This is a genomic window from Cellulomonas sp. Marseille-Q8402 (genome assembly GCF_965119525.1).
Map to the genome: position 1 here is coordinate 2,097,472 of NZ_CBCPLX010000001.1, position 14,303 is coordinate 2,111,774.

General features: G+C 72.8%; 11 protein-coding genes and 1 pseudogene. 5 read left to right on the plus strand and 7 right to left on the minus strand.

Translation table 11 applies throughout. The features are described from left to right. Positions 1-101: 101 nt before the first annotated feature. Positions 102-986, plus strand: a complete 885-nt coding sequence (locus tag ACWPWW_RS09685) for a helix-turn-helix transcriptional regulator (RefSeq protein WP_454050107.1) — start codon at positions 102-104, stop codon at positions 984-986. Positions 987-1,014: 28 nt separating this feature from the next. Here ACWPWW_RS09685 and ACWPWW_RS09690 read toward each other — a convergent pair whose 3' ends face one another. From ACWPWW_RS09690 to ACWPWW_RS09700, 3 genes are all read right to left on the minus strand, one after another. Continuing rightward, positions 1,015-1,833 carry an oxidoreductase gene (locus tag ACWPWW_RS09690; protein ID WP_454050108.1) on the minus strand — a complete coding sequence of 273 codons (819 nt, stop codon included), beginning with the start codon at positions 1,831-1,833 and terminating at the stop codon, positions 1,015-1,017. 25 nt (positions 1,834-1,858) lie between these two features. After that, the gene (locus ACWPWW_RS09695) at positions 1,859-2,692 is read right to left on the minus strand and encodes an oxidoreductase (RefSeq protein ID WP_454050109.1); all 834 of its coding nucleotides are present in this window, start codon (positions 2,690-2,692) and stop codon (positions 1,859-1,861) included. Between the two features lie 94 nt (positions 2,693-2,786). Then, positions 2,787-3,755: an aldo/keto reductase gene (locus ACWPWW_RS09700; protein ID WP_454050429.1), complete on the minus strand. Its 969-nt coding sequence runs from the start codon at positions 3,753-3,755 to the stop codon at positions 2,787-2,789. 393 nt (positions 3,756-4,148) lie between these two features. Here ACWPWW_RS09700 and ACWPWW_RS09705 point away from each other — a divergent pair, with 393 nt between their 5' ends. Both ACWPWW_RS09705 and ACWPWW_RS09710 read left to right on the plus strand, forming a co-directional pair. Further along, a complete protein-coding gene (locus tag ACWPWW_RS09705) occupies positions 4,149-5,030 on the plus strand; it encodes an aldo/keto reductase (RefSeq protein ID WP_454050110.1) in 882 nt (293 codons plus the stop codon). Between the two features lie 92 nt (positions 5,031-5,122). Beyond that, on the plus strand, positions 5,123-6,082 hold the full coding sequence (locus ACWPWW_RS09710; RefSeq protein WP_454050111.1) for an aldo/keto reductase: 960 nt from the start codon (positions 5,123-5,125) through the stop codon (positions 6,080-6,082). 84 nt (positions 6,083-6,166) lie between these two features. On the opposite strand, the gene ACWPWW_RS09715 is transcribed toward ACWPWW_RS09710, so the two are convergent. The 4 genes from ACWPWW_RS09715 to ACWPWW_RS09730 form a co-directional block, all read right to left on the minus strand. Further along, positions 6,167-6,706, minus strand: a complete 540-nt coding sequence (locus ACWPWW_RS09715) for a flavodoxin (protein ID WP_454050112.1) — start codon at positions 6,704-6,706, stop codon at positions 6,167-6,169. Between the two features lie 23 nt (positions 6,707-6,729). Beyond that, a complete protein-coding gene (locus ACWPWW_RS09720) occupies positions 6,730-8,181 on the minus strand; it encodes an MFS transporter (RefSeq protein ID WP_454050113.1) in 1,452 nt (483 codons plus the stop codon). A gap of 85 nt (positions 8,182-8,266) precedes the next feature. Continuing rightward, complete coding sequence (locus ACWPWW_RS09725) at positions 8,267-9,304, minus strand: alpha/beta hydrolase (protein ID WP_454050114.1); 1,038 nt, start codon at positions 9,302-9,304, stop codon at positions 8,267-8,269. Positions 9,305-9,771: 467 nt separating this feature from the next. Next, positions 9,772-12,684, minus strand: a complete 2,913-nt coding sequence (locus tag ACWPWW_RS09730; RefSeq protein ID WP_454050115.1) for a glycoside hydrolase family 3 protein — start codon at positions 12,682-12,684, stop codon at positions 9,772-9,774. Between the two features lie 448 nt (positions 12,685-13,132). Between ACWPWW_RS09730 and ACWPWW_RS09735 the strand changes: the two genes are divergently transcribed. After that, positions 13,133-13,906, plus strand: a complete 774-nt coding sequence (locus ACWPWW_RS09735) for a LytR/AlgR family response regulator transcription factor (protein ID WP_454050116.1) — start codon at positions 13,133-13,135, stop codon at positions 13,904-13,906. A 181-nt stretch (positions 13,907-14,087) separates the two neighbouring features. Further along, positions 14,088-14,288: pseudogene (locus tag ACWPWW_RS09740) on the plus strand (ABC transporter ATP-binding protein); the annotation flags it as partial. Between the last annotated feature and the right edge of the window lie 15 nt (positions 14,289-14,303).

Sequence of the window (14,303 nt, forward strand, 5' to 3'; positions counted from 1 at the left end):
GTGCCCCGGTCCGGCGTCGTCACCGCCGGCCCACCTCCCCGGCGCTGAGGGGTACTGGCAGCACATGGCTCCCGCCGGAGCGCGCCCGTAGCGTCGAGGAGATGGACCCTGGACAGACCGCCGGCGAGTTCCTGATGAGCCGCCGGGCCCGGCTGGCGCCGTCCGACGTCGGCCTGGCGGCGACACCGGGGTGGCGGCGGGTCCCCGGTCTCCGCCGGGACGAGGTCGCTGCTCTGGCCGGGGTGTCCGCGGAGTACTACGCACGCCTGGAGCGCGGAGCGATCGGCGGCGCGTCCGACGCGGTGCGGGACGCGGTCGCGGTCGCGCTGCGGCTGGACGAGGCCGAGCGCCAGCACCTGCACGACCTCGCACGCTCCGCGAGCCGGCCCGGGCGCGGGGGGCGAGGTCGGCGGCGCCCAGCTCGGGTGTCGGCGTCGCTGCAGCGGGTCCTCGACACGCTGGGGGCCCCCGGGTATGTGCGCGACGGCCGGCTCGAGGTCGTCGCGGCGAACCCGCTGGCACGGGCCCTGCACGCCCCGGTGTACGACTTCGCGGCCGAGACCGGTGCACCGGTGAGCCTCGCCCGGTTCGCGTTCCTGAGCCCGGGCGCCAGCTCGTTCTACCCGGACCGGGACCGCGTCACACGCTCGTGCGTGGCGGCGCTGCGTGGCGCGCTTGGTCGCGACCCCGACGACCGGGAGCTGCTCGCCCTGGTCCACGAGCTGGCGTCTCGCTCTTCGCGGTTCACCGAGCTGTGGGCGACGCACGACGTGCACCTGCACCGGACCGGGGTCAAGCGTCTCCGGCACCCCGACGTCGGCGTGCTGGCGCTCGACTTCGACGTGCTGCACCTCGCCGCGGAGCCCGACCTCACCCTGGTCCTGTACAGCGCCGCGCCAGGGACTCCCGCCGCCGCGGGTCTGGCACTGCTCGCGGAGAGCGTGACCGCCGAGCGGGAGCACGCCGAGCCGCCGCCCGGTCGGTGAACCGGCGGGCCGCTCGGCGGATTGCCGGTCAGTCCGCGTCGGTGCTGAGGGTCAGCTCCTCGAACCGCTCGACGTCCTCGGCCTCGGCCTGCGTCCGCGCCCGGTAGCCCTCGAGCGCGTCGCTGCCGAGCAGCAGCAGCTGCGGCGGGCGCCGGTCCTGCACGACCTGGAGGATCGCCCGCGCCGCCTTGGCCGGCTCCCCGCGCTGCGGCGACAGCCCGGCACCGCCGTCGCGGCCGAGCACCGCGTCGTACGCGTCGATCTCGACGTCGGAGCGCTGCGCGGACCGGCCCCGGAAGTCGGTCCGGAACGACCCCGGCTCGACGACGACCACGCGGACGCCGAACTGCTCGACCTCCCGCCGCAGCGACCCCGACAGTCCCTCGAGGGCGGCCTTCGCGGCCGAGTAGTACCCGCCTCCGGGGATCGTGGTGCGGGCGCCGACCGAGGAGACGTTGACGATCGTCCCGGCGCCGGCAGCACGCATCGACGGCAGGACGGCACGGATGAGCGCGGCGGGGCCGAAGACGTTCGTCGCGAACAACCGGTCGACCGCCTCGGGCTCGCCCTCCTCGACGGCCGCGACGTACCCGTAGCCGGCGTTGTTCACGAGCACGTCCACGCCGCCGAACGCCTCGCGCGCCCGCCGGACCGCCTGCTGGACGGACTCCGGGTCGGTCACGTCGAGCCGGACGGCGGCCGCGTCCTGCGGGTACCGGTCCACGAGGTCCTGCACGACGTCGGTGTCCCGGGCGGTGGCCACGACGCGGTGCCCGGCGGCGAGGACCTCCTCCGCGAGGGCTCGTCCCAGTCCGCTCGAGGTGCCTGTGATCAGCCACGTCGTCATGCGCGCGGTCTCCTTCTGGTCGTGGTCAGGCGGTCGGGAAGTCGGTCGCGGCGCTGGTGGCCTCCCAGGCGTCGATCTCCGCGAGACGCCCGGTGAGCTCCTCACGGACGACGGCCAGGGCGTCGCTGCCCAGCAGCAGCCGGAACGGCGGGTCGCCGGCGGCGACGACGTCGACCACGGTCTCCGCCGCCCGCGCCGGGTCGCCCGGCTGCGTGCCGTGGGTGCGGTCGTTCTCCTTGCGGCGCAGGCCGGCGGTGCCGGCGTAGTCGTCGATCACCCGGCGCGACTGCAGCAGGGAGGCGCCGGAGAACTCGGTGCGCAACGCTCCCGGCTCGAGAACCAGGACGTGGATGCCCAGGGGCCCGACCTCCCGGGCGAGCGCGTCGGAGACGGACTCCAGCGCGGACTTGGTCGCCGAGTAGTAGCCAGAGGCCGGGTTGGACCGCGGCGCACCGATGGACGAGACGTTCACGATGGTGCCCGAGCGGCGCTCGCGCATCTGCGGCAGGACCGCCTTGACCAGGTCGACGGGTCCGAAGAAGTTGGTCGCGAACAGCTCGGCGACCTCGTCGCCCGCGGCCTCCTCGACGGCGGCCCGGAACCCGTGGCCGGCGTTGTTGACCAGGACGTCGATCGCGCCGAACCGCTCGGTGGCCGCGGCGACGGCCGACTCCACCTGCGCGTGGTCCGCGACCTCCAGGGGCAGGGCGAGGGCGGTGTCCGGGAACTGCGCGACGACCTCGGCGACGCGTTGCGGGTCGCGGGCGGTCACGACGGCGTTCCAGCCGCGACGCAGGACGGCGAGGGCGAGCTCGCGGCCGAGGCCGGTCGAGCAGCCCGTGATGAACCAGGTGGGCATGGGTGGCTCCTCTCGCCGGCCATCGTCGCTCGCCACGACGACGCGAGGCAGGGACTGCCATTACCCCGTACGGGAGCGCCGGGCGCACGCCGGCTCAGGGGGCGGGAGCCTCGACACCCGTGGCCGCCAGGACCGGGGCGGGCAGCCGGTCACCCTGAACCTCGATTTGCAGCAGGTCCGCGTCCAGCGCGGCCATGTCGTCCTCGGACAGTGCCACGTCCTCGGCCCCGAGGTTCTCCAGCAGGTGCGCCGTGCGGGTCGCGCTGGTGATGGGCACGACCCACGGCCGGCGGGCCAGTAGCCAAGCCAGCGCGAGCTGCGCGGGGGTGGCGCCGGTCCGCACCGCCCAGTCCTGCAGCACCTGCACCACCGCCATGTTGGCCGGCATGTTCTCCGTGCTGTTGCGGGGCACCATCGCGCGGAAGTCGCCCTCGCTGAACCGGGTGTACGGGTTGATGGCCCCGGTGGCGAACCCCGCGCCGAGCGGAGTGAACGGCACGAACCCGATGCCGAGCTCCTCGCACAGTGGCAGCACCTCGCCCTCCGGCCCTCGCCAGAGCACGGAGTACTCGTTCTGGATGGCGGTCAGCGGCTGCTCCGCGTGCGCGCGCCGGACCGTCTGCAGTCCCGGCTCGGACAGCCCCCAGTGCAGCACCTTGCCGTCCGCGATCAGCTCACCCACGGCACCGGCGACGTCCTCGATGGGAACCTGCGGGTCGACCCGGTGCTGGTAGAGCAGGTCGATGCGGTCGGTGCGCAGCCGTTCGAGCATGCCGTCGACCGCGGCGACGACGTGCTCGGGCCGGCTGTTCAGGCCGCCGGTGCGCTCGCCGGTGGCGGGGTCGATGTCCCAGCCGAACTTGGTCGCGATGACCACGTCGTCGCGGACGCTCTCCAGCGCCTCGCCGACGATCGCCTCGGACTCGAACGGCCCGTACGCCTCGGCCGTGTCGAACAGCGTCACGCCCTGCTCGGCCGCGCTGCGGACGATCGCCACCATGTCCTCGCGGCTGCTGACCGGGCCGTAGAGGTTGCCCGGCATCGTCTGGCAGCCCAGGCCGATGGCGGAGACCTCGAGGGATCCGAGCGTGCGCCGGGTGGTGAGGGTGACCGCGTCACCGACGCTGCCCGCAGGGCGCCGTGCGGACGCGCCCGCGGCGGACGTCGCATCCGCGGGCGGCGCAGCCTCGGAGGTGCAGGCCCCGAGCGTACTGAGCAGCGGGACGGACGCGGCACCGAGCGCGGCACCGCGCAGGAACCCGCGTCGGTCCAGGGAGGATCGCGGGGATCGGGCGTCGTTCACGGTTCAAACCTCTCGTCGCTGGATCGGCGCTCGTCCCGACGCTACGTTCGGGCTCGCCCAGGAACCACGCCCTGTGAGTACGCGGCTGGGTGCGGCCAGGGGGGTACTGACAACATCTCGCTCCCCTTCGCGCGCGCTCGTAGCGTGGACGGCATGACACAGACACTGACGCTCAACAACGGAATCGAGATCCCCGCGATCGGCTTCGGGGTCTTCCAGACGCCGCCGGACGAGACCGTCTCCTCGGTGTCCGAGGCACTGCGGGTGGGCTACCGGCACATCGACACCGCCGCGGCCTACGGCAACGAGCGCGAGGTCGGGCAGGCGATCGCCGCCTCCGGCGTCGACCGCTCCGAGGTGTTCATCGAGACGAAGATCTGGATCAGCGACTACGGCTACGACGCCACGCTGCACGCGTTCGACAAGAGCGCCGGCAAGCTCGGCGTCGAGCAGATCGACCTGCTGATCCTGCACCAGGCCCTGCCGTCCGACTTCGAGCTGACCATCGGCGCCTACAAGGCGCTGGAGCAGCTGCTCGCCGACGGCAAGGTCCGCGCGATCGGCGTCTCGAACTTCATGCCCGAGCACCTGAGCACGCTGCTCGAGCGCACCGACGTCGTCCCGGCCGTGAACCAGGTCGAGGTCCACCCGTACTTCACGCAGCCCGACGTCCAGGCCGCGGACGCCGCCCACGGCATCCTGACCCAGGCCTGGTCGCCGATCGGCGGCATCACGTCCTACCGCGGCGACGACAGCAAGCGGACCTTCGACGACCCGGTGATCCTGGGCATCGCCGAGCAGTACGGCAAGTCCGCCGCCCAGGTGATGCTGCGCTGGCACCTGCAGCAGGGCCGTTCCGCCATCCCGAAGTCCGTGAAGCCGGCGCGCATCGCGGAGAACTTCGACATCTTCGACTTCGAGCTGACCGCCGAGCAGCTGACCGCGATCGACGCCCTCGACACCGGAGTCCGTGGCGGCCCGGAGCCGGCCGACATCCGGCTGGACAACTTCGGGATGCCGATCCCCGAGGCCTGAGCCTCACCCCCGTGACATCGCACGCCGGTCCCGCCGTCGCACACGCCGACAGCGGGACCGGCGCGTCTCGTCCCCACCTGGACCGGAGCCCGATGCCCGCCGCGACGCCGCCCCGCCTGACGCTCAACAACGGCATCTCCATGCCGGCCCTCGGGCTCGGCGTGTTCCAGGTCCCCCCTGAGCGCACCGCCCACGCCGTGTCAGCGGCGCTCTCGACGGGCTACCGCCTCGTCGACACGGCCGCGGCCTACTTCAACGAGCGGGAGGTCGGCGACGGGATCCGTCGCGCGGACGTACGCCGCACCGAGGTGTTCGTGACGACGAAGCTCTGGATCAGCGACTACGGCACCGACCGGACGCGCCGTGCCCTCGAGGACAGCCTCGACCGCCTCGGGCTCGGCTACGTCGACCTGTACCTGCTGCACCAGCCGCTCGCGCGCGACTTCAGCCGCACGGTCCGGGCCTACCTGACCGCTCAGCAGCTCCTCCGAGAGGGACAGGTGCGCGCGATCGGCGTCGCCAACTTCATGCCGGAGCACCTGACCCGCCTGAGGCGCGAGGTGGACGTGGCTCCCGCGGTGAACCAGGTCGAGGTCCACCCGCTGTTCGCCCAGCGCGACGTGCAGCAGGCCGACGGGGAGGCCGGGACGGTGACGCAGGCGTGGTCCCCGCTCGGCGGTGTTCGGACCTACGGCGCACGTCGGGGGTCGCGAGCCACCCTGCTCGCCGACCCTCGTGTCGTCGCCATCGCGTCCGCACACGGACGGACGCCCGCGCAGGTCGTCCTGCGCTGGCACCTGCAGCAGGGGCGAGCGGTGGTCCCGAAGTCGGTCCGCGCGGAACGCATCGCCGAGAACGCCCGGATCTTCGACTTCCAGCTCTCCCCCGACGAGATGGCGACAATCGACGCCATGGAGACCGGAGTGCGCGGCGGGCCGGACCCCGCCCGGGTCTCCCGCCGGAGCGTGCCCCTGACGATCGGACGCGGCCTCGGGTGGCGCGTGCGCCGCGGCGTCGTCGCGGCGGCTGCCCGTCGTCCTCCGCGGCCATGACCCGCGGGCACCGTCGCGCCCCGTGACCGCCGGGGCGTCCCGGCCCTCGAGGTGGTCACCGTCGAGCCGGGCCCGTCCGGTCCGTCACCTGCCGGGGAGGATGCGCCCGAGCCACTCGTCGACGGCCGGCCCAGCGTCGGCCGCCTCTTCCCCGCGCACGGCCAGCCCCTCGCCGAGCACCGCACCGGGGGCGAGCTGCCGGTACACCTCCATCGTGCGACCCAACCCGCTGACCGCGTAGGTCACCACCGGCAGCACCGTCGTGCCCGACAGGTCCACGCCGTCGACGAAGGTCGACATGATCATGGGCGGCCGCACGTTCCAGATCGGGCTGGCGAGGATCACCGCCGCGTACCGCGTGGGGTCCGGCAACGGGGTCGCGATGCGGGGCCGCGCGTCGGCGTCCTGCTCGCGGACGTTGCGGGCGACGGTCTCCTCGTAGTCGTCCGGGTACGGCTCGGCCGCCTCGATGCGGAACACGTCGCAGTCGACACGGTCGGCGATCACGTCGGCCAGGATCTCGGTGCTGCCGGGCTCCACGTGCCGCCGCCCTCCGTACCAGTAGTTCTCGCCGGGTCGGGAGAAGAACGCCAGCAGGACGCCGGCGGAGCTCGTGGACGACACGAGGGACGGTCCCGATCGCGGGCTCACGCGTCCTGTCCCGCCTCGACGAGGTCGAGCTCGGGGGCCCGGGCCGCGGTGCGCCGCCGCGGCACCACCAGGACGAGTGCCGCGACCAGTGCCAGGGCGAGAAGCACCGCACCCGTGCGTAGCCCCGCCGACGCCTCCGCGGCGATGCCCGCAGGCGATGAACCGGCGGCGCCGCTCGACGAGGCCACCGCGACCATGACGCTGACGCCGAGTGCGCCACCCAGCTGGTGCGCGACGTTCACCAGCCCGGAGGCCGCGCCGGCGTCGGCGGCCGGCACCTGGTGCACGCCCGCAGCGGTCAGCGGCGCGAACCCCAGGCCCTGCCCGGCGCCGAGCAGCAGCATCGGCAGCGCGACAGCCGTCCAGTAGCCGCTGGTGGCGTCGACACCGCTGATCCACACCATGCCCGCCGCCGTGACCGCAAGACCGGCTGCGAGCAGCGCGCCGTTGCCGAACCGCCGGGTCAGCCGGGGCACGGTCAGCGCCACCGCGAACTGGACGAGCGTCATCGGCAGGAACGCCGCCCCGGCCTGCAGCGGGCTGAAGCCGAGCGTGCCCTGCAGGTACTGGCTGATGAAGAAGAAGTACCCGAAGATCGCACCGGCGAACAGCAGCCGCGATAGGAACGCGCCGACCCGGACCCGGTGCGCCAGCACCCGCAACGGCAGGATCGGCTGCTTCGCCCGCGCCTCGACGAGCGCGAAAGCGGCCAGCACGAGCACGCCGACGGCGACCAGCGCCAGGGCAGCGGGGTCGGACCAGCCGCGGTCCGCGGTCCGGGTGATGCCGTACACCAGCGCGGTCATGCCCAGCGTCGAGGTGATCGCCCCGAGCACGTCGAGCCGCCCGCCGCCCGCCGTCGCGCGCGGGACGACCCGCAGCGCGGCGACGGCGAGCACGACACCGATGGGCACGTTGATCAGGAACCCCACCCGCCACGACAGCAGGTCCGCGACGAGCCCGCCGACGACGAGACCCGCGCTCGCGCCGATCCCCGCCGTGGTGCCGTACGCGGCGACCGCGCGCGTGCGCTCGGGACCTTCGGGGAACGTCGAGGTGAGCAGGGCCAGCGAGGTCGGGGCCAGCACCGCCGACCCGACCCCCTGGACGGCGCGCGCCGCCAGCATCATCTCCGGGCTGGACGCCAGGCCGATCGCGAGCGACGCCAGCGCGAAGACCGTCAGCCCCACCAGGAACATGCGGCGTCGGCCCAAGATGTCCCCGGCGCGGGCGCCGAGGAGGAGCAGACCGCCGAACACCAGCGCGTAGGCGTTCTGCACCCAGGACAGCCCCGAGGTGCTGAAGCCGAGGTCCGCGCGGATGCTCGGCAGGCCGGTGAACACGATCGAGTTGTCCAGCACGATCATGAAGTAGCTGACGAGGACGATCGCGAGCACGGCTCGTGCGCGGACGGGGACGTGCACGACGGTGCGGGGGTCGGGTGCCATGCCTTCAGTGCACGACATCGCGGCCGCGCGGGGCAGTGGCGCTCGTTCCGGGTACTGGCAGAACCTCCCACGCCGTTCCCGCGCCTCAGGCACCCGAGAACCACCGCAGCCCGTTGTAGGTGTACTCCGTCGCGGCGACCCCGTCGTGCGCGTACCCGTCCTTGACTCGGAAGGCGAAGTTCCCCTCGCGCTCGTCGTCACCCTCGACGAAGAAGGGAGAACGTCGCATCAGCGCCACCCTGTCCTCGTCGAAGGGATGGGCGAAGTCCTCCGTCCCGGTGATGACCCAGACGAAGAAGTCGCCCGGGTCGCGCCCGTCGGCGGCGGCCAGCACGCGGTCCATGTCCAGCGACGTCCCGCAGCTCATCGGCAGGAAGTACCGGAAGGCGTCCGAGGCGTGCTGGAAGGTCCGCCAGGTGGCGACGGCACCCATGGAGAAGCCACCGAAGCCCCGGTGATCGCGCGAGGCCGCCAGCGCGTCCGGCGACGCGCTCTCGGCGTGTGTCGAGTATCGGCTCTCGACTGCCGGGACCAGGTCGCCCAGCAGCTCGTGGTGGTAGTTCTCGGTGAGCGTCAGCGCGAGGGAGAAGCTCGCGCTGTCCTCGGGGCTGGTGTTGTTGTACGTGGGGCACACGATGATCAGCGACGCGATCTGCCCGGCAGCGATCGCGTTGTCGAGGACATGTGTGAACGGGGATGGGTCGTCCGGCGTCCCGAGCGTGGCGGTCTCGTCGGCCCATCCGCCGTGCATTAGGTAGAACACGTCGTAGGCGGTGTTCTCGGTGTACCCGTGCGGCAAGTAGACGATGGCGCGCTTGGTCAACGGCTGTGTCTGCTGCTCGTAGGTCATCGACTCGTAGGTGGCGTAGTCGAGCTGGACGAGAGTGCCCTGCCGCTGGGAGGGCGACCAGTACTCCTGCGGGATGCTCTCCAGCTCGGGCGGGATCGGGTGGGTTCCGGTGGCCGCTCCGGACGGGGTCGGGCTCGGGGGGCGCGTCGTCCTCACGGGCTCCGGCCCGCTCGGGTCGCAGGCCGCGAGCGCGCGCAGGACGACGGCGCCGGCACCCGCGGTCAGCGCCCCGCGCAACAGGGCGCGCCTGCTGAGCGGGGGATCCTGGTTCACCACGGTCTGCCTCTTCGCCTCCGCACCGCGTCGCGGTGGTCTGCAGGCGACGCTACGGGCGTGCTCCGGCGCGAGGGAGGTGCCGGCAGTACCCCGCCTGGGCGGGCGGGAGGCGGCTCCGTGCAGCCCGCTGGCGTCGCGCGGTCAGGCTCGACCGGCACGTCAGCCCTCCGCCTCGTCGACCAGCCGACCCCGCGTGCGCGAGGTCCGCCGCCGCCGCCCCGTCGGTGATGCCGGTCGCCTCCGCCAGCGTCGCCCGCGCCGCGTCCACCCGGCCCAGCCGCACCAGCAGCTCCGCGCGGTAGGCCAGCGCCTGGGCGTCGTCGCCCCGAGCGTCACCCTGCCGGGCCGCGACCTCGCCCGGTCCGTGCCGGGCGCCTGTCCGCCGGGACGGCGGTCTGCGCGAGCGGGTGCGCGCCGGCACGTCAGGCGGCGGCGACGGGCTCGCCCGGGGCATGCCGTGAGTGTCAGCTCGCCGGCACCAGCTCCTCGTCGTCCGACGTGGTCCGCCGGAACAGCCGCCGGTACTTCCGGAGCTTGACGACCACGAGCGTGAGCAGCAGGAGCCCGATCACCACGTCGACGAGGTAGGCCGCCAGCGCCCAGGACTGCAGGCCCAGGTCGAACGCGAGCCGGTGGAAACCGCTGAGCTCGCTGATCTCGCCACCGACCGGCGCGAGCCGCTGCGTGCGCTCGGCGTCCGTGAACATCGCGTTGCTGTTCGCGACCGTGTAGAGGATGTTCTTCACCGCGGCGCGCAGGTGCACCACGTCGGACGCCTCCTCGGTGCGGGTCGGCGCGGCACCGAACATGCCCAGGGTGGACAGCATCAGGTCGTTGCCGTTCGCGACGGCCTGGTCGGCGTCCATGTACCCGTAGTCACCGAAGTAGTCGGTGATCACCATGCCGTCGAAGCCCCACTCCTCCCGGAGGACCGTGTCGAGCAGCTCGGGGCTGCCCCCGGCCCACTGCCCGCCGATGTAGTTGTAGGCGGACATGACCGCGGTCGCACCGCCGTCCTTCACGGCGTCCTCGAACGGCTTGAGGTAGATCTCGCGGAGCGTCTGCTCGTCGGCCCACGTCATCAGGCGCGAGTTCCGGTAGGTCTCCTGGTCGTTGAGCACGAAGTGCTTCACGTAGGCGTACAGGCCGTTCTCCTCGGCCCCCGACACCTCGGCAGCGGCCATCACGCCGGACAGCACCGGGTCCTCGGAGTAGTACTCGAAGTTCCGGCCGGCGAACGGGCTGCGGTGCAGGTTCATCCCGGGCGCGTACCAGCCGTTGACGCCGAGCTCGAGCGCCTCGTAGCCGACCGTGCGGCCGCGCTCCTGCGCCAGCTCGGCGTTCCAGGTCGAGGCGATGACCATGGCGGTCGGGTACGCGCCGGCACGCACCGAGGCGCCCATGAAGCTGCTCAGACCCTGCGGACCGTCGATGTCGTTCGTGCGGGCCTTGCCGACCGACTCGACGGGCTCGGTCTGGTAGCCGCCGAACGTGATGAGGTTGGTCATCTCCGGCACCGTCAGCTGGTCCAGCAGCGCGTCCCACGCCGGGTCGCCGTACGCGACGCCGGTGAGGTCCGCGAGCTCCACGCCGTTGTCCGCGCCGGTCGCCGGCATCACGGCGTCGGGGTCGCTCGGGAGCTCGACGACGACGGCGGCGCGCTCGGCGCCGGTCATCTCGCGGTCGACGGCCGGCTCGAGCGCGGACTCCCGGTTGGCGAAGCCACCGGCGCGCGAGAGGACCTCGAGCTCGCCGCGGGCGTCCGCGAAACGGGTGGTCGCCGCGACCTGGTCGGTGGAGCGTGGGTTCGCTTCGCCGTACGTCACGGTCTCCTCGACCGTGTACCGGGCGGTGGCGAGCACGCGGTGCGCGTCGGCCATGAGCCGGAGCTCGTAGGCGCCCTGCTCGAGCACGTAAGCACCGGCCCCGTCCTGGTCGAAGGACGCCAGGTCCTCCAGCGCGAACGTGAGCGTCAGCGTCTGGGAGGCGCCGGGCTCGAGGAGACCGGTCTTGCCGAACGCGGTGAGCTGGACGTGGGACTTCTCGATGCCACCCTCCGTGTAGGGCGGGCCGGCGTACAGCTGCACGACGTCCTTGCCGGGGACGCCACCGGTGTTGGTCACGATGACGTCGACCTGCCCCTGCCCGTCGGTGACGGTGAGGTCGCCGAGCTGCTGGTCGAACGTCGTGTAGCTCAGCCCGTACCCGAAGGGGTACTGCACGGCGCGCTGGTAGCCGCCCTCGTCGCCGAGGAAGGAGGTCTCGTAGAACCGGTACCCGACGTAGATGCCCTCGGCGTAGTCGAGGAACTGGTAGCCCGGGGCGGTCGCGGGGTCACCGGAGTAGGACGTCGGGACGTCCCCGGAGTCGACGTCCTCGGATCGGAGGTAGGAGTGCGCGCCGAAGTTCGCGGCGCTCGGGTGCTCGGACAGGTCCCGGGTCCACGTGTCGACCGTGCGCCCGGACGGGTTCACCGCACCTGTCAGCATCTCGCCGACGGCCCGGAAGCCCGATTCGCCCGGCCCGCCGATCCACGCCACGGAGTCGACCGCGAGCTCGTCCACCCACCCCAGCTCGAACGTGTTGCCGGTGTTCAGCAGGACCACGACGTCGGCGAACTCGTCGGTCACCCGCTCGAGCATCGCGCGCTCCCGGTTGCTGAGCTCGAGGTAGTGCTTGTCCGCGTCGACGTCGTCGGCGTACTCGGAGCCGCTGACGCCGACCTCCTGGACGCGTCCGTCGGGCAGCTCGCGGCTCTCGATCGCGTCGGACCCGCCGGCGAGGCTGCGGGCCAGGTCCGCACCCTCGCCGCCGGACCGGGAGATCATCACGACCGCGGTGTCGGAGAACGCCTGCGCGTCCTCGAAGATCCCGGCGTCGTCGTACTCGTCCAGCGTCGGCTCGGGCACCGTCCAGTCCTGAGCGCGGATCGCGATGGTCGGGCGCGTCGTCCGGTACGCACGGTAGAACTCGGCCAGGTCGGCGTTGTACTCGATGCCGGCGTCCTCCAGGCCGGTCAGCAGGTCGACGGCCACCTCGGGGTCGACCGCACCGGAACCGGTCCCGCCGTACACCGGGCTGGTCGAGGACCACCCGAAGACGTTGACCCGACGGGCCTCGCCCGTGAGCGGCAGCACCGCGTCGTCGTTCTTCAGCAGGACGCCGCCCTCGGCCTGGATCCGCTCGGTCAGGTCGCTGCTGGCCCGGGTCACGGCCTCGCTGCGCTGGACCGCGGGGCGGAAGTAGTTGTCCAGGACGGTCCGGAACTGCCCGAAGGCCGCGATGTTGACGCCCACGGTCAGGACCACGACCAGTGCGACGACGATGCTCCACCGGACGACGAAACGCCTCTTGGTGACGTGCTTGCGCTCTCCCACGGTTCCTCCGCTTCTCCTGCCGCGCCGTGGGTGCGCACCCGGCCCCGGCGGGATCGTCCCCGCCGGCGCTCCCGGCACGAGCCCTCGTCGTCGGTGATCCGGAGCCGCAGTCGTCTGCCGCGGCTCGGGTGCCGGCGCGCCGGGACCGCCACGTCCCCGCTGTGCGCCGCACCCTCGTTCGAGACTCAGCGCGCTCGAGCAGGACGACGTCGTTCCTGCCGGCCGCGCTGCGACGAACTCCAGCGCACGCGCGAGCACGCGTGGCGCCGGGATGCACGATCCGTCGTCGCGACCGCACGATCCGTCAGCGGCGAGGGTGCTCCTCCAGACCGGTACTGGCAGCCCCTCCCTCCCGGAGGGCGCGCTCGGGTTTCCTGTGCTGGGTGATCCCTGCGACGACGCCGGCGGACGCCCCGACTCGATGAGGAGACGAGCCACCGTGACACCGATGTCGACGCGGTCCGCCGCAGTGCCCCGCCTGACGCGTGTCGGCGTCGTGGAGGACGACGACGCGGACCGCGACCGGCTCCTGGGGCTGCTGCGCCGCTACCAGTCCGAGCACCCGGTCTCGTTCGACGTCCGCACGTTCCGGGACGGACGTGACCTGGTCCGCGCGTACCGTCCTGGCTTGGACGTCATCGTCCTCGACGTGCAGATGGAGCACCTCGACGGCCTGGAGACCGCCCGGCGGATCCGCGAGCTCGACGCGGACGTCATGCTGATCTTCGTCACGCACATGACGGCGTACGCCACCCGCGGGTACGAGGTCGACGCGCTCAGCTACCTGGTCAAGCCGGTCCCCTACTTCGCCCTGGCGCACGAGCTCACCCGTGCCGCTCGCCGGGCGCTGCGCGCGGCCGGGCGGTCCGTGCTGCTGCCGACCAGCGCAGGCGCGGCGCGGGTGCGCGCCGCCGACGTGATCTACGCGGCGAGCACCCGGCACCGCATCGAGGTGCACACCGTCGACCGCTCGTACGCCTTCAGCGGCACGCTCAAGGCCCTGGAGCGGGACCTGGGCACCGGGGGCGACTTCTTCCGCTCCAACAGCTGCTACGTCGTGAACCTGCGGCACGTGGCCGAGATCGGTCCGACGAGCTGCGTGATGACGAACGGTGCCGAGCTGGCGGTCAGCCGGTCCCGGCGGAAGACGTTCCTCGAGGCGCTGACCGACCACGTGGGCCGGTCCCGGCTCGCCGTACCGAGCGGTCGCACCTCCGCCTGATCACCACGGTGGTACCTGTCGCCCTGCACGTCGATGCGGCCGCGGCAGCATCGATCCCGTCGCTCCGACGGGCGACCCACATGGTCCCGGAGGGGCGCGGCCAGCCGTCGGCGCGACGGGACGCCGGCCGCGGCGGCGGGATGGCGGTGCCAGCTCGGTCACGCCGTAGCTCGCGTCGTCGGGGTTCGCGTACCTGTTCCTCACCCACGACCTGGCCGTGGTGCGGCAGATCGCCGACTCGGTCGTCGTGATGCAAGGTGGCAGGGTGGTGGAGCACGCGCCGACGGACCAGGTCGTCGACAGCCCGCGGGAGCAGTACACGCGGGACCTGCTCGCGGCGATCCCGGGTGCCGGCCTGGCGAGCGCGACCGACGCCCGGTGAGTCCGCGACGCGTCG

Coding starts and splice junctions, on each gene's coding strand:
- ACWPWW_RS09685 (WP_454050107.1), top strand. CDS start 102: ATGGACCCTGGACAGACCGCCGGCGAGTTCCTGATGAGCCGCCGGGCC.
- ACWPWW_RS09705 (WP_454050110.1), top strand. CDS start 4,149: ATGACACAGACACTGACGCTCAACAACGGAATCGAGATCCCCGCGATC.
- ACWPWW_RS09695 (WP_454050109.1), bottom strand. CDS start 2,692: ATGCCCACCTGGTTCATCACGGGCTGCTCGACCGGCCTCGGCCGCGAG.
- ACWPWW_RS09720 (WP_454050113.1), bottom strand. CDS start 8,181: ATGGCACCCGACCCCCGCACCGTCGTGCACGTCCCCGTCCGCGCACGA.
- ACWPWW_RS09735 (WP_454050116.1), top strand. CDS start 13,133: ATGTCGACGCGGTCCGCCGCAGTGCCCCGCCTGACGCGTGTCGGCGTC.
- ACWPWW_RS09690 (WP_454050108.1), bottom strand. CDS start 1,833: ATGACGACGTGGCTGATCACAGGCACCTCGAGCGGACTGGGACGAGCC.
- ACWPWW_RS09710 (WP_454050111.1), top strand. CDS start 5,123: ATGCCCGCCGCGACGCCGCCCCGCCTGACGCTCAACAACGGCATCTCC.